Source organism: Pseudoalteromonas sp. Of11M-6, from assembly GCF_022347905.1.
Lineage (GTDB): Bacteria > Pseudomonadota > Gammaproteobacteria > Enterobacterales > Alteromonadaceae > Pseudoalteromonas.
The window spans coordinates 1-23,213 of record NZ_JAKRFW010000016.1; the positions used below are offsets into that span (position 1 = coordinate 1).

25 protein-coding genes are annotated in these 23,213 nt (G+C 42.5%); 14 read left to right on the plus strand and 11 right to left on the minus strand.

The genetic code is table 11. The annotated features are described in order from the left end of the window. Positions 1-226: 226 nt before the first annotated feature. The 3 genes from MHN32_RS10295 to tsaA form a co-directional block, all read right to left on the minus strand. Positions 227-1,027 (minus strand): UDP-2,3-diacylglucosamine diphosphatase, encoded by an 801-nt coding sequence (locus tag MHN32_RS10295; RefSeq protein ID WP_010604698.1) that lies wholly within the window; start codon positions 1,025-1,027, stop codon positions 227-229. Between the two features lie 130 nt (positions 1,028-1,157). Beyond that, positions 1,158-2,885: a proline--tRNA ligase gene (locus tag MHN32_RS10300; protein ID WP_010604699.1), complete on the minus strand. Its 1,728-nt coding sequence runs from the start codon at positions 2,883-2,885 to the stop codon at positions 1,158-1,160. A 131-nt stretch (positions 2,886-3,016) separates the two neighbouring features. Then, entirely contained in the window at positions 3,017-3,724 is a 708-nt protein-coding gene (gene tsaA / locus MHN32_RS10305; protein WP_010604700.1) for a tRNA (N6-threonylcarbamoyladenosine(37)-N6)-methyltransferase TrmO, read from the minus strand. A gap of 157 nt (positions 3,725-3,881) precedes the next feature. On the opposite strand from tsaA, the gene MHN32_RS10310 reads away from it, so the two are divergent. Both MHN32_RS10310 and MHN32_RS10315 read left to right on the plus strand, forming a co-directional pair. Continuing rightward, a complete protein-coding gene (locus tag MHN32_RS10310; RefSeq protein WP_102056761.1) occupies positions 3,882-4,064 on the plus strand; it encodes a hypothetical protein in 183 nt (60 codons plus the stop codon). Beyond that, complete coding sequence (locus tag MHN32_RS10315; protein ID WP_239421660.1) at positions 4,064-4,351, plus strand: hypothetical protein; 288 nt, start codon at positions 4,064-4,066, stop codon at positions 4,349-4,351. Before MHN32_RS10310 ends, MHN32_RS10315 begins: the two co-directional genes overlap by 1 nt. Positions 4,352-4,733: 382 nt before the next feature. On the opposite strand, the gene MHN32_RS10320 is transcribed toward MHN32_RS10315, so the two are convergent. Beyond that, entirely contained in the window at positions 4,734-5,213 is a 480-nt protein-coding gene (locus MHN32_RS10320) for an acyl-CoA thioesterase (protein ID WP_010372647.1), read from the minus strand. Between the two features lie 84 nt (positions 5,214-5,297). After that, positions 5,298-6,947: an electron transfer flavoprotein-ubiquinone oxidoreductase gene (locus MHN32_RS10325; protein ID WP_239421661.1), complete on the minus strand. Its 1,650-nt coding sequence runs from the start codon at positions 6,945-6,947 to the stop codon at positions 5,298-5,300. A gap of 176 nt (positions 6,948-7,123) precedes the next feature. Here MHN32_RS10325 and MHN32_RS10330 point away from each other — a divergent pair, with 176 nt between their 5' ends. The 3 genes from MHN32_RS10330 to fos all read left to right on the plus strand — a co-directional run bounded on the left by MHN32_RS10330 (position 7,124) and on the right by fos (position 9,320). Further along, positions 7,124-7,876, plus strand: coding sequence for an electron transfer flavoprotein subunit beta/FixA family protein (locus MHN32_RS10330; protein WP_239421662.1), 753 nt, complete (start codon positions 7,124-7,126; stop codon positions 7,874-7,876). After that, positions 7,873-8,799 (plus strand): FAD-binding protein, encoded by a 927-nt coding sequence (locus MHN32_RS10335; RefSeq protein WP_239421663.1) that lies wholly within the window; start codon positions 7,873-7,875, stop codon positions 8,797-8,799. Before MHN32_RS10330 ends, MHN32_RS10335 begins: the two co-directional genes overlap by 4 nt. A gap of 113 nt (positions 8,800-8,912) precedes the next feature. Beyond that, entirely contained in the window at positions 8,913-9,320 is a 408-nt protein-coding gene (fos, locus tag MHN32_RS10340; protein WP_239421664.1) for a fosfomycin resistance glutathione transferase, read from the plus strand. A gap of 111 nt (positions 9,321-9,431) precedes the next feature. Here the strand turns inward: fos and MHN32_RS10345 are convergent, their stop codons facing one another. Beyond that, a complete protein-coding gene (locus MHN32_RS10345) occupies positions 9,432-10,502 on the minus strand; it encodes a DUF3083 family protein (protein WP_211868902.1) in 1,071 nt (356 codons plus the stop codon). A gap of 247 nt (positions 10,503-10,749) precedes the next feature. On the opposite strand from MHN32_RS10345, the gene glnS reads away from it, so the two are divergent. The 7 genes from glnS to MHN32_RS10380 all read left to right on the plus strand — a co-directional run bounded on the left by glnS (position 10,750) and on the right by MHN32_RS10380 (position 18,184). After that, positions 10,750-12,414: a glutamine--tRNA ligase gene (gene glnS, locus MHN32_RS10350; protein ID WP_211868904.1), complete on the plus strand. Its 1,665-nt coding sequence runs from the start codon at positions 10,750-10,752 to the stop codon at positions 12,412-12,414. Positions 12,415-12,470: 56 nt separating this feature from the next. Continuing rightward, entirely contained in the window at positions 12,471-14,297 is a 1,827-nt protein-coding gene (locus MHN32_RS10355; RefSeq protein ID WP_239421665.1) for a serine/threonine protein kinase, read from the plus strand. Between the two features lie 102 nt (positions 14,298-14,399). Beyond that, positions 14,400-15,674: an RNA polymerase sigma factor gene (locus MHN32_RS10360; protein ID WP_239421666.1), complete on the plus strand. Its 1,275-nt coding sequence runs from the start codon at positions 14,400-14,402 to the stop codon at positions 15,672-15,674. 137 nt (positions 15,675-15,811) lie between these two features. Next, positions 15,812-16,657: a YciI family protein gene (locus tag MHN32_RS10365; protein WP_102056770.1), complete on the plus strand. Its 846-nt coding sequence runs from the start codon at positions 15,812-15,814 to the stop codon at positions 16,655-16,657. A gap of 85 nt (positions 16,658-16,742) precedes the next feature. Next, on the plus strand, positions 16,743-17,132 hold the full coding sequence (locus tag MHN32_RS10370) for a YciI family protein (protein ID WP_010372682.1): 390 nt from the start codon (positions 16,743-16,745) through the stop codon (positions 17,130-17,132). A 14-nt stretch (positions 17,133-17,146) separates the two neighbouring features. Next, positions 17,147-17,500, plus strand: a complete 354-nt coding sequence (locus MHN32_RS10375) for a DUF1428 domain-containing protein (protein ID WP_010604712.1) — start codon at positions 17,147-17,149, stop codon at positions 17,498-17,500. A 54-nt stretch (positions 17,501-17,554) separates the two neighbouring features. Further along, a complete protein-coding gene (locus tag MHN32_RS10380; protein ID WP_239421667.1) occupies positions 17,555-18,184 on the plus strand; it encodes a glutathione S-transferase family protein in 630 nt (209 codons plus the stop codon). Positions 18,185-18,274: 90 nt separating this feature from the next. Here the strand turns inward: MHN32_RS10380 and fur are convergent, their stop codons facing one another. The 5 genes from fur to MHN32_RS10405 form a co-directional block, all read right to left on the minus strand. Beyond that, the gene (gene fur / locus MHN32_RS10385; protein WP_010372691.1) at positions 18,275-18,721 is read right to left on the minus strand and encodes a ferric iron uptake transcriptional regulator; all 447 of its coding nucleotides are present in this window, start codon (positions 18,719-18,721) and stop codon (positions 18,275-18,277) included. A gap of 104 nt (positions 18,722-18,825) precedes the next feature. After that, on the minus strand, positions 18,826-19,353 hold the full coding sequence (gene fldA / locus MHN32_RS10390; RefSeq protein ID WP_010604714.1) for a flavodoxin FldA: 528 nt from the start codon (positions 19,351-19,353) through the stop codon (positions 18,826-18,828). A gap of 14 nt (positions 19,354-19,367) precedes the next feature. Beyond that, positions 19,368-19,646: a LexA regulated protein gene (gene ybfE / locus MHN32_RS10395; RefSeq protein ID WP_010372698.1), complete on the minus strand. Its 279-nt coding sequence runs from the start codon at positions 19,644-19,646 to the stop codon at positions 19,368-19,370. Then, the gene (locus tag MHN32_RS10400; RefSeq protein ID WP_010372701.1) at positions 19,646-19,867 is read right to left on the minus strand and encodes a DUF2788 domain-containing protein; all 222 of its coding nucleotides are present in this window, start codon (positions 19,865-19,867) and stop codon (positions 19,646-19,648) included. The genes ybfE and MHN32_RS10400 overlap by 1 nt, the downstream gene beginning before the upstream one ends. Positions 19,868-19,954: 87 nt before the next feature. Further along, positions 19,955-20,722, minus strand: coding sequence for an alpha/beta fold hydrolase (locus tag MHN32_RS10405; RefSeq protein ID WP_239421668.1), 768 nt, complete (start codon positions 20,720-20,722; stop codon positions 19,955-19,957). A gap of 136 nt (positions 20,723-20,858) precedes the next feature. Here MHN32_RS10405 and seqA point away from each other — a divergent pair, with 136 nt between their 5' ends. Then, positions 20,859-21,407 (plus strand): replication initiation negative regulator SeqA, encoded by a 549-nt coding sequence (gene seqA, locus MHN32_RS10410; RefSeq protein ID WP_010604716.1) that lies wholly within the window; start codon positions 20,859-20,861, stop codon positions 21,405-21,407. A 13-nt stretch (positions 21,408-21,420) separates the two neighbouring features. Further along, a complete protein-coding gene (pgm, locus tag MHN32_RS10415; RefSeq protein WP_239421669.1) occupies positions 21,421-23,058 on the plus strand; it encodes a phosphoglucomutase (alpha-D-glucose-1,6-bisphosphate-dependent) in 1,638 nt (545 codons plus the stop codon). Positions 23,059-23,213 lie beyond the last annotated feature (155 nt).

The following is a 23,213-nucleotide window of genomic DNA, read 5'->3' on the forward strand; positions in this document are numbered from 1 at the left end:
TTTTGCTATTTAGTTGTTCTAAATGAGAAATTTTTAACGAAGCTAATATGCTATTTCACCCTTCAAATTGATTAGAGAATTAATTCAATTGGTATTATACATCTTTTTGATTTTAATGATGCGCTTAAGCGCAGAGGCATATGTGCAAAACAAGCGTATCAATAAGCGTACTGACTTACTGCATAAGCTATTAAAAGAAGAGTGACTGGAAGAACTGAAGCCGCTATTAAGCGGCTTCAACATTATCGGTTTTAACATTGTCAATTTCAACTACGTTGAGGACAGATTGTACATCTGACCAATGCAGCAATTCGATACGACCTTCTTGGTTTTCAACCAATGCCGTGCAGTTTTCTATCCAATCACCATCGTTGCAGTACACAATACCATCTACGACACGGATCTCTGGTTGGTGGATATGCCCGCAGATAATACCGTCGACACCTTGTTTCTTCGCTTCATGAATTGCTGCGTTCTCGAATGCGGCAATGGCCTCTCTGGCTTTATGCACGCGCTTTTTCAGCCAAGATGCAAGCGACCAATAATGACCACCATATAAACGTCGTACGCGATTGGTCCAGCGATTTAAGAAGAGTAGAAAATCATAAGCGGCATCCCCAATGATACTGATCAGTTTGTTGTATCTTGTTGCCGAGTCAAAATCATCACCGTGTAGTAATAAAAACCGCTTACCTGCGGAAGTGGTATGAATAAAGGTTTTATGCACTTCGACTTTAAAAAGCGTTTGCCCAACATAGTTTCTGAAGGTTTCGTCGTGATTACCCGGTATGTAGATAACGCGTGTACCAGATCCCGCTTTTTTTTGTATGCATTCTAATACCTGATAGTGGGATGGATCCCAAAAAAACTGGCGTTTCATTGACCATAGATCAACGATATCACCAACCAGATAGAGTACATCACATTCGGTTTTGTTGAGAAAATCTAGCAAGAACTTTGCTTTACAGTCCTTGTAGCCCAAGTGTACGTCTGAGATCCAAATACTCGGATAGTATGTTGTTTTCATGGCTTGGCTCTTTAGCGTAATAATGACAATGCTAAGAGGCAAAGATGACAGTGGCGGGGCAGTTAGGAGAAGCTAATATGACAAAAGAGCATACATCTGTATGCTCTTTTGTCATGCAATTTACGTAGGTTTATTTACTTCTAATTGCATTAACGATTGTTTCAACCGCAGATCCAATATCCAGCATCAGTTTTTCGCCAGTTTGACGATTTTTCAGCTCAACCTTATTTTCATCAAGATTACGTTCGCCAATCACTAGGGTATAAGGAACACCGATAAGTTCCATATCGTTAAACATAACGCCCGGACGCTCTTTACGGTCGTCGAATAACACATCAATCCCCGCATTTTGTAGATCTGCATAGAACTTTTCTGCGATCTCTGGGATACGGTGAGACTTATGCATATTCATTGGCACGATTGCCAACTCAAATGGCGCAATAGCAACAGGCCATTTAATACCATAATCATCGTTATTTTGCTCGATTGCAGCGGCAACGATACGAGAAACACCAATACCATAACAACCCATGGTTAATGTTTGGTTTTTCCCTTCTTCGCCAAGTACACCAGCTTTCATCGTTTCAGAATACTTAGTACCAAGTTGGAACACGTGACCTACTTCGATACCACGTTTGATAAGGATTTTACCTTTACCACAAGGGCTTGGATCGCCTTCAACCACGTTACGGATATCTTCAACAGTATAAGCGCTTACGTCTCTGTCCCAGTTGATCCCACTATAGTGAACACCATCTTTGTTTGCACCGGCAACAAAATCAGCCATGATAGCTGCGCTACGGTCGACAATGATAGGCATTGAAAGACCGACAGGTCCCAAAGAGCCTGGTTTTGCACCAATAGCGTTAACAATGTCTTCTTCGCTTGCCATCTCGAGCGGTGAATCCACTAGTGCTAATTTCTCAGCTTTAAGCTCATTTAAGTCATGATCGCCACGAACGATAAGCGCGACAAGCCCACGTTTACCGTCTTCGTCTGGTGCGCCATACACGATGAGTGTTTTCACACCACGGTGTGGTTTAACGCCATGTTTTGCTTTTAGTTCAGCGATGGTGAAAGCTTCTGGCGTGTCAAACGTATTAAGTTCTTTACTTGGCGCTGGGCGAGTTTCAGTTGGTGCAAGTGCTTCTGCCTTTTCAATGTTTGCAGCGTAGTCACTTTCATCACTGAATGCGATTGCATCTTCACCAGACTCTGCAAGTACATGGAACTCATGCGATAGGTTGCCGCCAATTGAACCACTGTCAGCAATAACAGGACGGTAGTCAACGCCTAAACGATCAAAAATGTTGCAGTAAGCTTGGAACATCTTGTGATACGTTTTTTCAAGGCACTCATCAGTCATGTGGAATGAATAGGCATCCTTCATGGTGAATTCACGCGCGCGCATCACACCAAAACGTGGACGAACTTCGTCACGTACTTTCGTACTGACTTGATAAAGTGTGATCGGCAGTTGCTTATAGCTGTTGATTTCGCGACGTACAAGATCAGTGATCACTTCTTCATGCGTTGGACCAAGTGCAAATGGACGGCCATGACGGTCATTAATACGAAGTAGTTCGGGACCAAACTGTTCCCAACGGCCTGACTCTTCCCATAGCTCTGCAGGCTGGATCACTGGCATTAGCAGCTCAATCGCTCCCGCTTTGTCCATTTCTTCACGGACAATTCTCTCTACTTTGCGGAAAACTTTTAGGCCTGATGGTAGCCAAGTATAAAGACCTGAAGCCAATTTACGGATCATACCCGCTCTAAGCATTAGCTGGTGGCTTACCACCTCTGCATCAGACGGCGTCTCTTTTAGAGTCGCTAATATATATTCACTCGTACGCATTCTTATTCCAGTATAAGTTACTTATTGTTCTCTTATTGGCGGCTATTCTAGCAGTGCAGTAGCCGCTTAAAAAGCTTTAATACCTAAACATCTTCATAATTTATAAGTTTATTGGCAAGCCGCTGAATTTGCTATTTTGCTAACGATATTTCAGTGACATGGTTATGCTCACCATCCACAGTCCAGCGAATATTAAAATCATACAAACTCATACCATAGTCCTGCTGTGATGTGCGTTTCTTTTTATAAGCCGGACGAGGGTCCTGCTTCAGTACATTGGTAATGAACTGTCGAAGTTCAGGATAGTTTTTCTGTTTTTCGATAAAAATGTTGGCCTCGTCTGAGAAACTAACAGACATTTGCGTTTCTGGCCGAGTATCAGCAAAGCCAGCCGTGGCATCCACCAAGGCATCTGAATAGGGAAGGTACGGCTTAATATCAATGATTGGTGTACCGTCCAATAAATCTACGCCGGAGAGCAATAGATCCAGCTGACCATTTTTATACTCTACGCCCTCGAGCTTTACTGCACTCATGCCAATCCCATTGGGTCGAAAAGTCGCTCTAGTCGCAAACACGCCTTTACGTTCATTGCCACCGAGTCTCGGAGGACGTACAAGTGCGGAGTAACCTTTATCAGCGGTTTCATGAAAACGAAACAACAACCATATATGCGTGAACGCTTCAATACCACGAACAAATTCTTCGCGATTGAATTCACCAACAAATCTAAGCTTGGCTTTTGCCTCTGGGACAAGCCTTGGTTGTCTCGGTATAGCGAACTTCTGTTTATAAGGAGATTGGATAAAGCCGATGGGCTCGATAGTGATTTGTTCCACTATGGTCTCTGTTTTAATTAAGATGAGCGAAGTTTACTATTGATCCTGACTTTCACAAAACCCTGCTCGTAATTAGCCCTGTAATGTCATGTAATTTATCTATTCAGATTTTTCGCATAACCTTGTAAACAATGGAATTGCTGGTGGAAGTCGCAACATGAATCGGCACACTTTTTCGCCCCAAAATGGCTTACGTTCGAGTTTACGCACAGATAACGAACAAATTATTGGTACTCGAGCGTACGAGTACAAGCAATTGGTAGAAGATATAAAGCCAATTCAAGGTTTACGAGAAAAATTACAAGCATTTAATCGCCTGAAACGAGATGAGTGTAAATAATGGAGTTTCATAGAAAGGTTAACCAAAGTTGTCAAGAAGTGCTCTGTAAATCATCCCCTTTAAAGCCTATTTTGATCCGCGCTATATCGGAGCGTAGAGCTGCATTGCAAGCAATAATTAATGATTTAACAGAAGGGGTAGTAAGTCCAACTAAAATTGATGTACTGCTCAGTCAAGAGGCCGAAAAAGTAAGCTTACAATTATTAAAAGAAGGTAATTTAAGCAAACGCGATGCGCTAGCAGCTAGTGAAAAAGTTATTTTTTCTCTTGCAAGAAACCTTTTGTGAAATTGCTATTTAACTTAAAGTTTGAATAAGTAATGTTCTTTGTTGGATAAGCTTTTAAATGTAAAATTGGATTAAATCGCTAGTTCAATGGTACTTAGTTTCAGCAGCTTTAGTATCTCTGCATAGAGCGAATCCAATTTGCACTTGTCAACATTGTTAATGCTGGTCCACTTGCAAGAAATCCGTCCAAATGCCCCGAAGTTCGTCATTGTAACCAGTTCTCACAATTTAAATTTGCTGAAAATATGCAGTGGCATATATCGAAAAGTTGGGGTGAGTGTAATGTCGTGGTTTTTGGTGAGCCGAATAGCGCCTTTAAACTGCTAGAAGTTCAATCGTAGTTGAACTTCTACACTTTAATTTTTGTTATCAAACCTTCATGTTATTTACTATCGGACAAGGTTTCTTCTAATAGCGATTCGGTCTGGATCGCTATTTCCTTCATTTTCACCGCATAGGCTTCTAATTTTTTCTCCTCTTCGGTTTTCGCTTTAAACTGAGGAATTTGAATTGGATACCCAGCTTGGTCCATGGCGATAAAGCTGATAATACAGTGATTGGTTTCGACAAGTCGTTGCGTTTTTGGATCACCACAGCGCACCTGAATAAAAATCTGCATACTGGTGTTCCCGGTATGGGCAATGCGCGCGGAAACCTCAACAATCTGACCCACAAGAATCGGACGGTGGAAACGCATGCCCGCAACTGAAACGGTAACGCAATAGCTGCCGCTCCAACCCGCGGCGCAAGCATACCCAGCTTGATCAATCCATTTCATGACCATACCACCGTGTACTTTACCGCCAAAGTTGACGTCGGTGGGCTCTGCTAAAAATCGAAAGGTGACGGATTGTTGTGGCATAGGCTCAGCTCTATTTTTAAAAATATACGCTAAGTATAGGAAAGAAAGGGGCATTTCGCCCCCGCAATTTAGGATTTATTGATATTACATGTTTGGATAGTTCGGACCACCAGCCCCTTCTGGGGTGACCCAGGTAATATTTTGGCTCGGATCTTTAATATCGCAGGTTTTGCAATGAATACAGTTTTGCGAATTGATAACAAACTGCTTCTCACCTTGCTCGTTTTCGTTTACTTCATACACGCCTGCAGGGCAGTAGCGCTGCGCAGGCTCATCAAACTTAGCTAAATTCACTTTGATTGGTATTTCAGAATCTTTTAACTGTAAATGACATGGTTGCACTTCTTCATGATTGGTATTCGATAAAAATACGGAAGAAAGTTTGTCAAAACTTAATTTACCATCCGGCTTTGGGTAACTTATAGTTTGCGATTCAGATGCAAGCTTAAGCTGTGCGTGATCCTGATGTTCGTCCTTAATAGTAAATGGTAGCGAACCTGAGAAAATGTTTTGGTCGATCATATTGTAGGCGCCACCCATAATACGACCTAACTTATGCATTGCTGGGCCAAAGTTACGAGATTGATAAAGCTCATCATAAAGCCAACTTGCCTTAAATTTGTCGGCAAAACTTACCAAGTCTGACGGAGCGCTTTCTTGGCCTAATGCCTCAATGATGGCATCGGCTGCAAGCATACCTGACTTCATTGCAGTATGGTTGCCTTTAATTTTGGCAAAGTTGAGGGTACCTGCGTCACAGCCAATCAGTAAACCACCTGGGAAATGCATTTTAGGTAGGCTGTGAAAGCCACCTTTGGCGATTGCTCGAGCACCATAGGCAATGCGCTCACCACCTTCAAGTACACTCGCAAAGGTGTCGTGATGCTTCATACGCTGAAACTCATCAAATGGACTTAGGTGTGGATTAGTGTAATTTAAGTCGATGATTAACCCGACCACGACTTGATTGTTTTCAGCATGATACATAAATGAACCGCCATGGGTATCATTGTCGAGTGGCCAACCTGTGCCGTGTACAACAAGACCTTCTTTATGCTTGCTTGGGTCTACTTGCCAAATTTCCTTAAAGCCGATGCCATAGTGTTGAGGGGAAGCGTCTTTATCCAGTTTAAATTCAGCTATAAGTTGTTTGCCTAAGTGGCCACGGCAACCTTCAGCAAATACGGTATATTTCGCTCTAAGCTCCATTCCAGGCATGTAGCTGTCTTTAGGCTGGCCATCTCTATCTAGGCCCATATCACCGGTAATAATACCTTTAACTTGTTGCTCTTCTATTATTAGAGAGTGGGCGCTAAAGCCTGGGAAAATTTCAATGCCAAGTTGTTCTGCTTGTTCAGCGAGCCAACGGCAAACATTACCCATAGAAACAATATAGTTGCCGTCATTTTTAAATGTTTTTGGTACTACTAGATGAGGCAGTTTGGTGGCATTGGTTTCATTTTTGAATAAATAAATGTCGTCACCCGTCACTTTCGTTGTCACGGGAGCGCCTTTTGCAGCCCAATCAGGGATAAGTTCATCTAGTGCTTTGGTTTCAAATACTGCACCTGACAAGATATGTGCACCTACTTCTGAGCCTTTTTCGACTACACAGATCATTAATTCTTGTTGTTTTTCTTGAGCCTGTTGAGCGAGTCGGATAGCGCAAGACAGGCCCGCAGGACCTGCACCAACTATCACAACATCAAACTCCATGGTTTCACGTTCGACCATTATTAACCTCACACTATTTGACGGTAGATTAACTAAAGAGAGGCTTTAGTTTGATTTTCGTTAAACTAAGGTTATTTGAGGTTGACGTTTACGTCAACAGGAAGTAGTCTGAAACCAATAAAATAATTTGTTGACGTAGACGTCAGCTTAGAGAATAACCAGATGATGGAGTAACCATGAAAGTACTTGTGCCAATCAAACGCGTGATTGATTACAACGTAAAGGCAAGAGTCAAATCTGACAACAGTGATGTTGATTTGAGCAATGTCAAAATGGCGATCAACCCATTTTGTGAAATCGCGGTAGAAGAGGCGGTTCGTTTAAAAGAAGCAGGCACCGCAACGGAAGTTATTGCCGTATCAATTGGCGATAAAGCTTGTCAAGAGCAGCTAAGAACGGCGCTTGCACTAGGTGCAGATAAAGCAATTCACATTGAAACAGACGCAAAGCTTGAATCTCTGCACATTGCAAAACTACTGGCTAAGGTAGTGGAACAAGAAAGTCCAGAGCTGGTCATTCTAGGTAAACAGTCTATCGATTCTGATAATAACCAAACAGGACAAATGCTAGCGGCGTTAACTAAGCGTGCTCAGGGCACTTTTGCCTCTAAAGTTGTAGTTGAAGGCGCTAAAGTACAAGTGACGCGTGAAGTTGATGGCGGTTTGCAAACGGTGTCGCTATCACTTCCAGCTGTCGTGACAACAGACTTGCGTTTGAATGAGCCTCGTTATGCTTCACTGCCAAATATCATGAAAGCTAAGCGTAAACCACTAGACGTAATTGCAGCGGATTCGTTAGGCGTTGATTTAGCTCCTCGTATTGAATTGGTTAAAGTTGAAGAACCAGCTAAGCGCTCTGGTGGCGTGATGGTTGAGAGCGTTGAAGAGTTAGTAAACAAGTTAAAAACAGAAGCAAAGGTGATCTCATGAGCGTATTAGTTATTGCTGAGCACGAAAATGGTGTATTGAAACCTGAAACCGCTAAGGTGGTTGCTGCTGCAACAAAAATTGCAAGCGATGTTACCGTATTAGTTGCAGGTCACAACATTGCTAAGGCTGCCAATCACTCTGCACAGATCGCTGGCGTACAGAAGGTGGTTGCCGTTGATGATGCTTCATTCGAACATCAGTTGGCAGAAAACACATCTGAGCTAGTTGTTGAATTAGCAAGTGACTTTTCACACATTTTGTTTTCAGCGTCTACCACAGGTAAAAATATCGCGCCACGTGTCGCGGCGTTACTCGACAAATCACAGATCTCAGAAATTATCGATGTGATTGATGCAGACACCTTTAAGCGTCCAATTTATGCGGGTAATGCAATTGCGACTGTAAAATCATTAGACTCACAAAAAGTTATCACTGTGCGTGCATCAGCATTTGATGCCGTAGATACTCAAGCAGCATGTGACATTGAGGATCGCTCGCAAAGTATTGCCTCTCAAGTGAGTGAGTTTGTGAGCATTGAACAAACTGAATCTGAGCGCCCTGAATTAACTGCCGCACCGGTTGTTATTTCAGGTGGCCGTGGTATGCAAAACGGTGAAAACTTTGCCTTGCTAAATGGTATTGCTGACAAACTAGGGGCCGCAATTGGTGCATCGCGTGCTGCTGTTGACGCGGGCTTTGTGCCTAATGATATGCAGGTGGGCCAAACCGGTAAGATTGTGGCGCCTAACTTATATATTGCAGTTGGGATCAGCGGCGCAATTCAACACCTTGCGGGTATGAAGGATTCTAAGGTCATTGTCGCTATCAACAAAGACCCAGAGGCCCCGATTTTCCAAGTGGCTGATTATGGCCTTGTTGCGGATCTATTTGATGCGTTACCAGAGCTTGAACAGGCACTGTAACGCTTCTTTTTGTAGCTAGCCTACATCAAGAAAAATAATTCTGGTTGTTAAAGCCGTTGTACCTTTGGTCGCGGCTTTTTTCGTGTTTGGGATAAAAAACGGTAGGAATAAATATGTTATCAGGCTTAAATCACATCACAATAGCGGTATCTAACCTAAATACATCACTGGATTTTTACTGCGGTTTGCTAGGGTTTGAGCTTTGGGTAACTTGGGACAAAGGCGCGTATTTAGCGCTTGGTGAAGTATGGCTTTGTTTATCTTTAGGAGAGCCATCTCCGAGCTCAGATTACAGTCATATAGCGTTCAATATTGCTGCCGAAGACTTTACGACTTTTTCTAAAACATTATTGGATAACGGAGTTGGCTTATGGCAGCAAAATAGCAGCGAAGGAGACTCGCTCTACATTTATGACCCCGATCATCACAAACTTGAGATCCATAGTGGTAGTTTGCAAAGTCGGTTAAAAAGTTTGCAGCAGCAACCGTATTCAGGCCTCACTTGGTATAAAAAATTATAATTTTAATTACCAGTATTAATTATCTCGTCGTTTAAATTGATGCTTATATTATTCTGGTAAAGAAGTAGGGCGCAATGACTTGCTCAGAAGCGCCCAAACCATATTTAATGGTTAGTAGTCGTAACTAATATGTTGGAAGAAGCGTACGTTGATATCTTGCTTTTCAACATTAACAGGAAGTTGTGCAACAAAGCGTTTAATCGCCGTTTCTACGTGATTCATAAAACGACCATAGCCCATGTCTTTTTTGTCTTTGTCATTGGCGACGATGACAAAGCGAATGGTGTCCACTAGGTTTGCTTCGTTAAACAGTGAGTAAATTTGATTGTCACCGGAGCCGGTATCAAAACTCAGTTTTTGTAGCTCTCGGTTAGTATCGGACTTATCGATTTTGGCGCTTCTGACGATAGGCAAACGGCCATCGGCTACCATTGCTACCATATTGAGCTGTTTATCATTGCAAGAAGAAAGAAATGCATCTTCTAGTGTGCGATAGAATTGTCCGTAGTCACCCGGGCGCATTTGGCTTTGGAACTCTGTTTTTATTGCTCGTGACACTGGAATGTTAAAGGTCGCGTAAGTCATTTCGCTATATTCTTCTGGTAACGTGCAGTTTCTGGCTTGATAGCGTGGGTAAAGCGCACGCAACTTATAGCCATATGACTCTTTGTCGCCTTTAGCTTTGGCAAAAAGGTCATAGGTTAAATGTTGGTGGTCTCGCACTCTAAACTGAGGTTCTACTGGAGAAAAGCCTTCTTTAAGTGCATCAAGCACCTTTTTCACTTTGCTGTGGAAGGTCGCAGCATTGGCGCGTAATTCATTTCCCGTGGCTAAAAATAATAAGCGGATTTTACGCGCTTGGTATCCGTCATTGAGATAAGTTTGGTGCGCTTCGTGGAACTTAGGGTTGTAGAAAAACAAAATCTGCTTTTCTGTTTGCATGGTATAGGCTTCGTCGTGGTAACGCACCACCGGCAATTTATCGTTCGCAATTACATGTACATTATGCAGTTCATATTCGTCACACAATGCGAATAGCTGGCGAGACAAACGCTCGTAACACGCGCTGCTGGAGTCAAAACATGCATAGAATGCATCATCCGGTTTAAACTCAGCAAGAATATAGTGGTTGTTCCTAGCCTTAGTTGATATATAAACACGATTCAAATTCATTGAAGCCATTACTTTGTCCTTTCCTCGGTAACGTGACTTAAGCAGTGTTTGTGATATAAACACTGAGATGGCGCAACTATAGGATGAAGTTGTGACGGAAATATTGCGCTAGAACAAAATTTGTCACAAAAACCTGATGAACATTTAACCAAATGAATAAATCCTGATACAGCGCAGATAATTGCTGTAAGTTCGGCTGAGTTTTTGTAATAATGCCGAGGTTAACTAAGAGCATAATTCAGAGGAAAGATTTCCTATGGCGGAAACTGAAAATCGCCCATCAAACTTTATTCGCAACATTATTGATGCGGATCTTGCCAGTGGCAAACATGCGTCTACGCACACACGTTTTCCACCTGAGCCAAATGGCTTTTTACACATTGGTCATGCTAAATCAATTTGCTTAAATTTTGGTATTGCCCAAGATTATCAAGGTAAGTGCAACTTACGCTTTGACGATACCAACCCAGAAAAAGAAGACATCAATTACGTTAAGTCGATCCAAGAAGACGTACAGTGGCTAGGGTTCGAATGGGATGGCGAAATTTGCTATTCATCAAATTACTTTGACAAGCTCTATAGCTACGCAGTTGAGCTAATCGAAAATGGCAAAGCGTACGTTTGCTTCTTGTCGCCTGAGCAGGCGCGTGAATATCGTGGCACGCTGACTGAGCCTGGCAAAAATAGCCCTTATCGTGACACTTCACCTGAAGAGAACTTAGCCTTATTCGAAAAAATGAGAAATGGCGAGTTTAAAGAAGGGGAATGTGTTCTTCGTGCCAAGATTGACATGGCAAGCTCATTTATGGTGCTTCGCGACCCTATCATCTATCGTGTACGTTTTGCACACCATCATCAAACTGGTGATAAGTGGTGCATCTATCCGATGTATGACTTTACGCACTGTATTTCCGATGCGCTTGAAGGGATCACGCATTCACTTTGTACATTAGAGTTCCAAGATAATCGCCGTTTGTACGACTGGGTGCTAGATAACATCAGCATTGCGTGTCATCCGCAGCAAATCGAGTTTTCTCGTTTAAATCTTGAATACACGGTGATGTCGAAGCGTAAGCTTAATGACTTGGTTGTTAATAACCATGTTGAAGGATGGGACGACCCGCGCATGCCGACAATTGCAGGGCTTCGTCGTCGTGGTTATACACCAGCTGCAATTCGCGAATTTTGTAAGCGCATTGGCGTAACCAAAATGGACAACATGGTTGAAATGGGTATGCTTGAAGCGTGTATCCGTGATGACTTAAACGAAAATGCACCACGCGCAATGGCGGTACTTGACCCTGTTAAGCTAGTCATTGAAAACTTTGATGCAGATAAAGTTGAAATGCTACAAGCGCCTAATCACCCAACATTAGACATGGGCGAGCGTGAGCTACCGTTTACGCGCGAAGTCTACATTGAACAAGAAGATTTCCGCGTAGAAGCGAACAAAAAGTTCAAACGTTTGGTGCTAGGTAAAGAAGTGCGTCTTCGTAATGCTTATGTGATTAAAGCTGAGCGCATTGAAGAAGACGAAAACGGTAATATTACGACAATCTACTGTAGCTACGACCCTGATACTTTGGGTAAAAACCCAGAAGATGGTCGCAAGGTGAAAGGCGTAATTCACTGGGTATCTGCTTCACATTGTATTGAAGCGCCAGTGCGTCAGTATGACCGCCTATTTACTGTGCCAAACCCAGCGGCTGCTGAAGATTTCACGGAAGTGTTAAACCCAGACTCTTTGGTAACCATTGCAAATGCCAAACTTGAGCCAGCACTTGCAAACGCTAAGCCTGAGCAAGGTTATCAGTTTGAGCGTTTAGGTTACTTCTGTCGTGATAACAAGTCAGAAGCGCTAATGTTTAACCAAACTGTTGGTCTACGTGATTCGTGGGCTAAGATAGAACAGCAAGGTTAATACTGAATGAGGTCGGCTAATGTCGACCTTTTTTATTGCTTTTTCTACGTACAATTATGTCTGAAAAATCCATCCAACACTTCTATATCAACGAACAGCAGTCCATCTACTTACTGTCTCATCATGATGCAAAAAAGCATCGTCAATGGCTGAATATCTGTAAAAAACAATTGAGCCAACTTGGCTATAAACATGTTGAGGTAATTGGCTCTGGTGCATTTGGCTTCGTATTTGCTGGTACAAGTGATATGGGGAAGGACTGGGTGTTTAAATTTTCTCGGATCACGCTTGCCCAAAGTGTGCGTGATAGGCTTGAAGATGAAGGCTATATGTTGTCGCAAATTGACAACCCTATGGTGCCAAACTTCTATGCCTTCGAGCGAGTAAAGAAGCAAGGCATTTTGATGATGGAGCGTGCCCCTGGTGAAGATTTAGAAAAGATCTCACTCAAAAAGGGCCGTTTTAAAGCGCATGAGTTGGTAAGCCTCGCGTTAAAACTCAGAAATGTATTGGTTGATTTGCGCGAGCGTCGCAATGGCATGTCTCCTCAGCCTATCGTTCATGGAGATATTAAACCATCTAATATCGTTTGGGATGAAGCTTCCGATGGTTTCTCTTTGGTTGATTGGGGAAGCTCAGTCTATGCTCAGGTGGATGTATATGGCGAGCCTATCGCCAGCAATATTATGGATTTGATGTCATCTGATGTAAGTACGACTAACGCTCGGATGGGAGATGTGTACTTTATTGGCGATGAGCAAATGTCGGGTGCACAATCTTCTCCTCGTTTTGATGAACAAGGCGTTGCATCGACGATTTATGCACTGGCTAGTGCACAATCATGTCGCTTTGGTGCTCAGGTCATTCCTGCTAGCGCTTTGGGGCTGCCAAGAGTATTTGCGCAGGTGCTAGATGGCATGCTTAGCAAAGATAAAGCAACGAGGGATAGCGCAGGGGATTACTTTGTTCGTAATATGCCAGCAATGGCAAAAATGTATTTACCTGATTTAACACTGTCAGAGAAAAAATCCCGCATTCCTTTTTGGACCTACGAAACCGCAGTTAAGCCTGAAACGGTCGTATACAGCTCACGTAAGCAGTTTTTGCGCCGTGCTGATGATAAACACAATCTAAGAGACGTAAACGACGCGCAATTAGATAGATATTATAAAGAGTTTTTGTTCGATACCGGCGATACTGAGAAAGCCTTTTTGGCCTCAATTAGCAGACTGGCAAAATACCCAGTGGTTGGTGGTCTCAGTTTTCACTGGAAAGACGCGCAGTTATTTGTTGAGTCGAGTCTTATTTTACACGATGAAACATTGGGCCTTGCATTTAAAGACGCGTTGAACGCCACCGTAATGCTCGCGCAGGGGATCAAACAAAAAGGTTTATTTAAATGTTGTTTATTCGACGCGCGGCAAACTATTCAATTGACTCGTGACGGCACCGGTGCGTTCCAATTTGACCATCTGCCAGAACTAGAGTTTAGCGTTAGCGATATTTCGAGCAATGAAATTACACGCCCGCATTCATACTTTGAAGACGGCAAAGATCCAGACGAGCAACTGCAGCTGCCAAGACAGATAATTCAATGCGTGTTCGAGTTAAATCAGATCCATCATACAGGTTGCATCATTTTTGAATCGTTGCAAGATAGGATGAAAATTCATTATTACTACCGGCTACTTGATGCTAATAAAGCAGCGCAATTTAAGGCGCTATTGACTCGGATCATGCAATACGCGGTTAGTATTCAAGATTATGGCGTAGCAGGGTTTATGAAGCTGCCCTATAAAAATACACGTGAGTTTGCTTTATGCGACCGTCAGCCTGACTTTTTCTTTCCCAAAAATCCCAAAACATTTGTCGTTAACACTTAGGTGTTAGTACCGCTTCTGGCCAGTTATTGAGGCTCTTGCTGATTTATGAAATAGTGACTATACCAATTCTAATTGCTATAACCTAGCTGACGAAGGAAAGTGATGAGCAATCAACTTGCTTGCGATAGCAATGCTATTCGTAAGTCTATAGCAGTGCTGTACAAGCAAGAAGGCCGGAAAATTTACGCCACACTGATCCGCCTTTTAGGTGACTTTGAGTTAGCGGAAGAAGCATTGCAAGACGCGTTTAATGTGGCGTTAAAACACTGGCCTACTCAAGGCATGCCGGAAAAGCCAGTCCCTTGGTTAATTTCTACTGGTCGCTTTAAAGCCATTGATGCAATACGTAAACAGCAACGTCAAAGAGAAAAGCTAGAAGTTGCTGCTACTGAAGTGGATGGGGTTTCTGATATCGCAGGCCACGTTCAAGAGAAAAACACCAATGCAATTGAAGACGACCAATTGCGGTTAATTTTTACCTGCTGCCATCCGGCTATTGATCCAAAAGTACAAGTTGCGCTTACTCTGCGTGAGGTCTGTGGACTAACAACAGAAGAAATTGCCAGTGCATTTTTGGTGTCAAACACAACAATGGCACAACGAATTGTGCGCGGCAAAGCGAAGATCCGTGATGCCCGTATTCCGTTCGAGCTGCCAGACGACACTGACTTTAACAACCGACTTGATGCGGTGCTTACGGTTATCTATCTGGTCTTTAATGAAGGGTATTCAGCAACACAAGGCGAACTTGCAATACGCAGTGAACTGACGTCCGAGGCAATCCGCTTAACTCGTTTACTTTATTCTCTAACACCAGATCCAGAAGTGGCGGGGTTACTCGCCTTGATGCTCTTGAATGATGCAAGAAAGGCGGCGCGCACCAATGCTAGCGGTGACATCATTTTACTGGAAGATCAAGACCGAAACCTTTGGAGTAAAGGTATGATCGCCGAAGGTACGCAGTTGGTCGCTGAAATAATGCGCGCCGGTGAATATGGCTTTTACACCATTCAGGCGGCTATCTCTGCGACTCATGCAGTTGCGACAACTGCAGCGGCGACAGATTGGTCACAGATTGTCGAATTATATGCTCAGCTACACCAAGTAAGCCCGTCTCCCGTTATTGAGCTCAACCAAGCGGTCGCAATCGCTATGAAAGAGGGGCCGGATGCGGGTATTACCATTATAGAGCGGCTATTTGAGCACAAAGAAATGCAAAGATATCACTTGGCTCATGCGGCTTATGGCGAACTATTATCTCGTGCTGGCAGAACGGCTAGTGCGATTAATGCATTTAAAACGGCTCTCAACTTAACAACGCAATTACCAGAGCAAAGGGTTCTCAAACAAAAGCTTCTCAAGCTCGGTGAAAATTAATTAAGAAAATTTTCCTTACTTTGTCGATCTCTAAAGAATGCATTCGACTAGAGTGTATAGAGCACTTTATTTATTAACACCGCAGGTAACCTTTGGTTATTCAGCTCTATTTATAAAAGACAACAGGAGAATTGACGATGAAAGTAATGGTGATTGTAAAAGCAAGTGAAGGGTCTGAAGCAGGGGAGCTACCAACCGCGGAATTAATGGCTGCGATGGGAGAATTCAATAATGCTTTAGTTGATGCTGGAATAATGACTTCTGGTGATGGTTTAAAGCCGAGTAAAGAGGGAGTTCGCGTTCGTTTTAAAGGCGAAGAGCGCATAGTAACTAAAGGGCCTTTTGCAGAGACTAATGAGTTAATTGCAGGTTATTGGGTATGGGAAGTTACATCAATGGAAGAGGCGTTAGAATGGGTTAAGCGCTGTCCTAATCCCATGAATGAGGAATCTGATATTGAAGTTAGACCGTTTTATGAAATGGCTGACTTTGCAGGTATCGATCCCAGCGGCGAAATCCTCGCAGGCGAAGAACAATTAAGACAAAAGATTGCGATGCAAACTGCACATGTTTGCAATTATTTGTTTTTTGCAGGGCGTACCGAAGAGGCACTTGAATACTATCAACAGCATCTATATGCCAAAGTCGGTCTGCTTATGCGTTTTAACGAAAGTCCAGATCCTATTCCTGATGGTGCGATACCAGAAAACTTCTCAGATAAAGTAATGCACTGTGAGTTTAGCATTGGCGATATGAAGATTTTTGCATCTGACGGCTGTGGTGATGATGCTTCGTTTGCAGGATTTAGCCAGTCTATAACCATTGATTCTGAACAAGAAGTCCACAGAGTATTTAATGCGCTAGCCGATGGTGGCACGGTCAGAATGCCATTACAAGAAACATTTTGGTCCCCCCTTTATGGTCAAGTCGTTGATAAATTCGGTGTTGCGTGGATGGTGATGTTACCTAGTAATACTAATTAACCTTGAGCACGGAATAGCTAAGTCAAATCGAGCAGCAAAAGACGTTCGCTATTCAGATACTAATTAATAAGGAGCTGGACACACTATGAAATATGTCGCTTTGGTTTATTACGATGAACAAGCAATGGAAAAGCTCTCACAAGATGAATGGGACGCACTTAACCGTGAATGTATCGCGTGTGGGGAATCATTAAAAGAGCGCGAGCAGATGATAGGGGGCAACGCGTTGCTCTCAACTCAAAGTGCGACAACCTTGCGGGTACGAGCGGGTAAAGTCGATATTACCGATGGCCCATTTGCAGAGACTAAAGAGCAGCTTGCGGGGTTTTATTTACTTGATGTTAAAGACTTAAATGAGGCCATCCAAGCGGCTAGCAAAATTCCGCCAGCACGCTATGGCAGCATTGAAATTCGGCCTGTTCGCGAGTTACAAGACGAGAACAATGTCAGCTATGAAGCACAAAGACGAGAATAATAGAGGGGTCAAAGATGAGTTATATAGATGGTTTTGTATGCGCTGTACCCACCAGTAAGCGTGAAGAATATCAAGCACACGCCAGCAAAGCGGCAAAAGTGTTTAAAAAATTTGGAGCAGAACACGTTGTCGAGGCCTGGGGGGATGATGTCCCTGATGGTACGCTTACCTCTTTTCCAATGGCTGTAAAATGTAAGCCTGATGAAACAGTGGTGTTTTCCTGGATCACTTGGCCTTCAAAAGAAGTGCGTGATGCTGGCATGGCAGAAGTATTTAAAGATCCTATTTGCGATCAAGAAGCTAATCCAATGCCGTTTGATGGCAAAAGGCTTATCTATGGTGGCTTTAAGACAATAGTAGAGTGTTAACCTTAGTTATTAAATTGGGCTGAGTTATCAGTCCAATTGACATGGAGCAGATATATGCCGAACTTTACCATTACTACGTTTGATTGGGTGCCTGAGCTGCCAAGAGGATATGTCAGAGATATTCGCTTGCGCTGGGCGCTAGAAGAGGCGGGCATACCCTATGATATAGAACTTACCGCTTTCAAAGAACGAGAAAATGCGCATTATTTACATCAACCATTTGGTCAAGTTCCTTGGCTTAGCCATGAAGATAAGGAGATATTTGAAAGTGGTGCTGGTCTGTTATACATCGCTGAACATAACGATGAGTTAATATCGACAGAAAATAGGTCATCGGTAATACAGTGGTTATTCGCCGCGCTCAACTCTGTAGAAATGGCAACTCTTCCATGGACAATTTTGAAATTTTCTGAAGATACTTTTGAGAGTGATGGCAGCAAAGCGATAGAGCGATTTTTACATAGCCGTTTGAAACACATGAATGAATATCTTCGGGGAAAAACTTGGTTGGCTGAGCAATTTTCTGTTGCAGACATCGCGATGGCTGACGTGTTTCGTTTGGTCGATAGGTTTGATGGGCTAAAACAATATAGCTATTGCCGAAAGTATCTAGAGCAATGTGTTTCTAGAGCTGCTTTTAAAAAAGCATACAAAGATCAGCTGGAATTGTACTCTAGAATATAGTGACTATATAAATGGAAGGTGGTGTTTATGCAACAAATTAAAAAAGCCAGCAATTTGCTGGCTTAATGCTTAAATTGGCGAAAAGGTAGGTTAGTTACCATTTTCCTCAGCGTACTTTTTGCACGCTTCTTTATCTTCACACTCACCGTATAAATATAGTGAGTGATTCGTGAGTTTGATGCCATTGCTGTTCGCGATTTCTTCTTGGCGTGTTTCAATAACGTCATCTTCAAATTCGACAACTTTGCCACATTTTAAACATACCAAGTGATCATGGTGCGTGCTGCCAGACAGCTCGAAAACAGATTTACCGCCTTCAAAGTGGTGACGTGTTACAATACCAGCATCATCAAATTGGTTTAGCACGCGATATACTGTAGCTAGGCCAATTTCTTCACCTTTGTCCAATAAGATCTTGTACACATCTTCTGCGCTGATGTGTTGATTATCAGGAGACTGAAGGATCTCTAAAATTTTGATGCGTGGAAGCGTTACTTTTAAACCAGCCTTTTTAAGCTCTAAGTTGTGATCAGTCATTAAATCTGTCTCAATCTGTTAGTTATAATTTGTCTTAGGTCAATATTCACGACGCTATCACCTAAGAATAACTTGCTCGGGCAGCAAGTGCAAAGCAAATGGAATTAATCTTCCAGCTCGCTTAAGCACATTTCGTCATATACTTGTGCACACCACTGTTTAACGCGTTGCTCTGTTAGCTCAGGCTGGCGATCTTCATCAATACCAAGGCCAACAAACTTACCGTCTTCAACTACAGCTTTTGATGCTTCAAAGTCATAACCGTCGGTAGACCAGTGACCAACTACAATCGCACCGCGTTCGGTAACGATGTCATTAACCATGCCCATCGCGTCAAGGAAATATTCAGCATAATCTTCTTGGTCGCCACAGCCGAAAATAGCTACTAACTTACCTTCGAAATCGACTTCTTCAAGTTCAGGGAAAAAATCATCCCAATCACACTGAGCTTCGCCGTAGTACCATGTTGGAATACCGAAAAGTAGTAAATCGAATTCGGCAATCTCTTCTTTACTGCTTTTAGCAATGTCCTTTACGTCTACGAGCTTTTTACCTAGCTCTTTTTGAATCATTTTAGCAACGTGTTCTGTGTTACCAGTATCACTGCCGAAAAAAATACCTACGCTTGCCATTAATTTCTTACCTTCTATCTATTAACCGCTAACTTTTCTTGTAAGATGGTCTCGATGAGTGCACTTCGACTAATGTTTTGCGACTCCGCCATATCACTTAGCGCTTGATACAACTCTGATGAAACCTTAAATTCTACTCTTTTTAGGCCACGCGCGCGATCCCTCTTAATTTGATTGCGCTTGTTAACCTTTAACTGCACTTCTCGTGGCAGTGGATTCGTCTTAGGACGTCCTGGACGTTTTTCATTTTCAAATAGGTCGATAGTTGTTCTATCAGTTTCAGCCTTGGCCATTATCCAACACCTGCGCCTTGCCAAAATACTTGGATCAAGCCTTTTGCTATAAATCCAGAACAGCCGAGAAACAGCACTAGCCAAACGATGTAGCGTCCGAACTTTGGCACATCACCTTTTTTCAGTACGTCCTGAATCGCCATACCGATGAAAAAGAATATACCAGCTAGCGCAAACCACAGCCCTAGCGTTTCAAATTCATTTATAAATTGACTGACCATCTGAGCTCTACTCAATACTTAAACGGCGGCTACTATACCATAACCTACATGCATAAATTAAGTTTATAACGGTAAATTCAATTCGTTTTATTGAAGAAAATCAATAATTGAGCGATTTACAGCTTCAGGCTTTTCAGCATGTAGCCAATGGCCCGCACCTTGTATTATTTTTGCTCGCGCATTTGGGAAAAAACGAGCGATGGGCTCCCTATGCTCAGGCAGGATATAGTCAGAGTTATTCCCTTTAATGAACAAAGTATCGCATAAACAGGAATGCGTTTCATTAATATTAGATGTAATTGCGTCGTATTTTTCAGTAATTACATCTAAATTAAAACGCCAAGTAAGCTTACCTTCTTCATTTTTTGCCAAACTTTTAAGCAAAAACTGACGCACGCCGACTGTTTCAATATATTGGGACATTATGGTATCTGCTTCACTACGACTTGATACATCACTTTTCTGCACTTCGTTAAGCGCGGCAATTATTGCGTCATGCCTTGAGTGATAATCAACAGGCGCAATATCTAATACGACAAGTTTGTTGACGCTTTCTGGGAATAATTGGGCGAATTGCATTGCCACTTTACCACCCATTGAGTGGCCAACTAGGCTGACTTTATCCAGTTTTAACTCATCCAATAACGCTTTGATGTCGTTTGCCATTATTGGATAGGACATTTGCTCATCATGAAAAGAGCGACCGTGATTTCTCAAATCGACGTTAATCACACTGAAATGTTCAGCAAGTGCTTTTGCCACCACATTCAAATTTTCCAAGGAACCAAAGAGTCCGTGCATAACAAATACACTAGGTTTGGCTTGGTCGCCAATTTGTTGATAGTTTAACTGCATAAATCCTCCAAAATTGGCGCTAATTGTGACATTGAAGAGTAAAAATGCAAAGCCATAGAGTAATAAGTTAAATTTGGATATACTAAGTGGCAATTGAAATGAGTTGCTCCTAATTAGCATAGATGACAGGAAACGCATGAAAAAGATAGAAATAGATGACGAGCTATATCAATACATTGCAAGTAACACACAAAGTATTGGAGAAAGTGCTTCTGAGATTTTACGTCGTTTATTAAAACTTACTTCTGGGACAGAATCTAAAGCCGTCGCACAGCAGGAAGAAAAACAAGTACCAGAAATTACAGCTGAGTCACAAACAAAAACACCAAGCCAACCTGTAAAACCCGTTGCGAATGTCTTTAATATTCTAAATAAAGAAGAGCTTGCCATGCAAAAGGGCGTGGTCGGGCGATTTTTGTTTATCCTATCCGCGCTTCATCGTACACATAAATCCGAATTTAATTGTGTGCTCGAAATTAAAGGCCGCGATAGGATTTACTTCGCCACGAGTAAAAATGCACTACTCGAAAGTGGTAGCAGTATGAACCCGAAAAATATAGCAGACAGCGAATATTGGGTGATGACAAATTCAAATACGACTAGAAAGAAAATGATGCTTCATGAAGTAGCTAAGGTGTTAGGTTACACAGATGAAGCTGCCGAGAAAATTAGAGACTACCTATAAGTAAGGAAATCTTATGGCGATCCATCCGCAAGCTGGCAAAAAGGTATCGAAAGAATTATTGGTAAATGTACCTAAGCTGGTTTCATCGTACTATTTAAATGAGCCTGACTTAGAAGCGCATCCAGAGCATTGTGTCGCCTTTGGCACAAGTGGCCACCGAGGTTGCTCACTTAATTTTAAGTTTAATGAGTCGCATATTCTGGCCATCACTCAAGCGATCTGCGATTACCGTAAAAACAACAATATTTACGGTCCGCTTTTTCTTGGTAAAGACACTCATGCGTTGTCGGAAGCCGCTTTTAACTCGGCTATTGAGGTCTTGGTTGCCAACGAAGTACAAGTCATCACACAAGAAAATGATGACTACACACCAACCCCTGTGATCAGCCATGCGATTGTCTCGCACAATTTAGTCAATCCTCATGAGCTTGCAGATGGAATTGTCGTTACGCCATCACATAACCCGCCAGAAGATGGCGGGTTTAAATATAATCCTCCGAATGGTGGACCTGCCGATACCGATGTCACCAAATGGATTGAAGATAGGGCGAATCAGTTACTACTCGAAGATTTGGTTGAAGTTGAACTATTTCCGTTTGCTAAGGCGAGAAGATCTGGATTTATCAAGTACGAAGATCTGATCACTCCATATGTTGAAGACTTGGGTAACATAATTGATATGGAAGCCATTACTCGAGCTGGTGTTAATATTGGTGTGGATCCTCTTGGTGGTTCAGGTGTTAATTTCTGGCCAGTGATCGCCAAACACTATGACTTGAAGCTCACGGTTGTAAATGACGTTGTAGACCCGAGTTTTTCCTTTATGCCACTAGATAAAGACGGCAAGGTGCGGATGGATTGTTCATCGCTTTTTGCGATGGCTAATTTGATAGCACTGAAAGATGACTACGATATCGGTATTGGTAATGATCCGGACTTCGACAGACATGGCATTGTTACCCCTGATGGCCTGATGAATCCTAATCACTTTTTAGCGGTTGCAATTGACTACCTCATTAAACACCGAAGCTGGAAGAGCTCAGTAAAAATCGGTAAAACACTGGTATCTAGTGCCATGATTGACAAAGTGTGTGGCGCAAACGGCCGAGAAGTTTACGAAGTGCCAGTTGGCTTTAAATGGTTTGTAGACGAGTTAGCGGCTGGAGAGCTCGCGTTTGGCGGTGAAGAGAGTGCTGGCGCTGCGTTTTTAAGAAAAGATGGCACCACATGGTGTACTGACAAAGACGGTTTTATCATGGGATTACTTGCCGCCGAAATCCTAGCTGTCACAGGTAAATCGCCATCTCAACATTATCACGCTTTTGAACAAGCATTTGGCGCACCTGTATACAAACGTATTGATGCACCCGCAAATACTGAGCAAAAAGCAAAGCTTAAGGCATTAAGCGCGGACAATATCAAGGCGGACACCCTGGCAGGTGATAAAATTACTCAGATATTAACCAATGCCCCTGGTAACGGCGCGGCTATTGGTGGCCTTAAAGTCGTTACCGAAAACGGTTGGTTTGCGGCGCGTCCATCGGGCACTGAAGATATCTACAAAATTTATCTTGAATCATTTAAAGGTGACGCGCATTTAGCTGAACTTGAACATGAGGCAAAGACATTGGTTGACTCAGTGATTAGTTAACAAAAAGCTTCTAAAAGCCATACTCCTCGTATGGCTTTTTTGTATCCCAATGCGGGTTATACCAATTAGTCGTAATACTTGCTCAATTTGAAGGAGTAAATCTGACGCTAACCGCGTTAAAAATTTCTTATTTAGAATAACTAAATAGCAAAATT

Bases quoted from the DNA above. Each gene is read 5' to 3' on its own strand.
- MHN32_RS10345 (WP_211868902.1), bottom strand. From the start codon at position 10,502: ATGGCTTCAATGAATTTGAATCGTGTTTATATATCAACTAAGGCTAGG.
- seqA (WP_010604716.1), top strand. From the start codon at position 20,859: ATGAAAAAGATAGAAATAGATGACGAGCTATATCAATACATTGCAAGT.
- MHN32_RS10325 (WP_239421661.1), bottom strand. From the start codon at position 6,947: ATGGTCGAACGTGAAACCATGGAGTTTGATGTTGTGATAGTTGGTGCA.
- MHN32_RS10330 (WP_239421662.1), top strand. From the start codon at position 7,124: ATGAAAGTACTTGTGCCAATCAAACGCGTGATTGATTACAACGTAAAG.
- fos (WP_239421664.1), top strand. From the start codon at position 8,913: ATGTTATCAGGCTTAAATCACATCACAATAGCGGTATCTAACCTAAAT.
- MHN32_RS10335 (WP_239421663.1), top strand. From the start codon at position 7,873: ATGAGCGTATTAGTTATTGCTGAGCACGAAAATGGTGTATTGAAACCT.
- pgm (WP_239421669.1), top strand. From the start codon at position 21,421: ATGGCGATCCATCCGCAAGCTGGCAAAAAGGTATCGAAAGAATTATTG.
- MHN32_RS10300 (WP_010604699.1), bottom strand. From the start codon at position 2,885: ATGCGTACGAGTGAATATATATTAGCGACTCTAAAAGAGACGCCGTCT.
- MHN32_RS10405 (WP_239421668.1), bottom strand. From the start codon at position 20,722: ATGCAGTTAAACTATCAACAAATTGGCGACCAAGCCAAACCTAGTGTA.
- MHN32_RS10310 (WP_102056761.1), top strand. From the start codon at position 3,882: ATGAATCGGCACACTTTTTCGCCCCAAAATGGCTTACGTTCGAGTTTA.
- MHN32_RS10295 (WP_010604698.1), bottom strand. From the start codon at position 1,027: ATGAAAACAACATACTATCCGAGTATTTGGATCTCAGACGTACACTTG.
- MHN32_RS10370 (WP_010372682.1), top strand. From the start codon at position 16,743: ATGAAATATGTCGCTTTGGTTTATTACGATGAACAAGCAATGGAAAAG.
- MHN32_RS10380 (WP_239421667.1), top strand. From the start codon at position 17,555: ATGCCGAACTTTACCATTACTACGTTTGATTGGGTGCCTGAGCTGCCA.
- MHN32_RS10320 (WP_010372647.1), bottom strand. From the start codon at position 5,213: ATGCCACAACAATCCGTCACCTTTCGATTTTTAGCAGAGCCCACCGAC.
- MHN32_RS10400 (WP_010372701.1), bottom strand. From the start codon at position 19,867: ATGGTCAGTCAATTTATAAATGAATTTGAAACGCTAGGGCTGTGGTTT.
- fldA (WP_010604714.1), bottom strand. From the start codon at position 19,353: ATGGCAAGCGTAGGTATTTTTTTCGGCAGTGATACTGGTAACACAGAA.
- MHN32_RS10375 (WP_010604712.1), top strand. From the start codon at position 17,147: ATGAGTTATATAGATGGTTTTGTATGCGCTGTACCCACCAGTAAGCGT.
- MHN32_RS10360 (WP_239421666.1), top strand. From the start codon at position 14,400: ATGAGCAATCAACTTGCTTGCGATAGCAATGCTATTCGTAAGTCTATA.
- ybfE (WP_010372698.1), bottom strand. From the start codon at position 19,646: ATGGCCAAGGCTGAAACTGATAGAACAACTATCGACCTATTTGAAAAT.
- glnS (WP_211868904.1), top strand. From the start codon at position 10,750: ATGGCGGAAACTGAAAATCGCCCATCAAACTTTATTCGCAACATTATT.
- MHN32_RS10355 (WP_239421665.1), top strand. From the start codon at position 12,471: ATGTCTGAAAAATCCATCCAACACTTCTATATCAACGAACAGCAGTCC.
- MHN32_RS10365 (WP_102056770.1), top strand. From the start codon at position 15,812: ATGAAAGTAATGGTGATTGTAAAAGCAAGTGAAGGGTCTGAAGCAGGG.
- fur (WP_010372691.1), bottom strand. From the start codon at position 18,721: ATGACTGATCACAACTTAGAGCTTAAAAAGGCTGGTTTAAAAGTAACG.
- MHN32_RS10315 (WP_239421660.1), top strand. From the start codon at position 4,064: ATGGAGTTTCATAGAAAGGTTAACCAAAGTTGTCAAGAAGTGCTCTGT.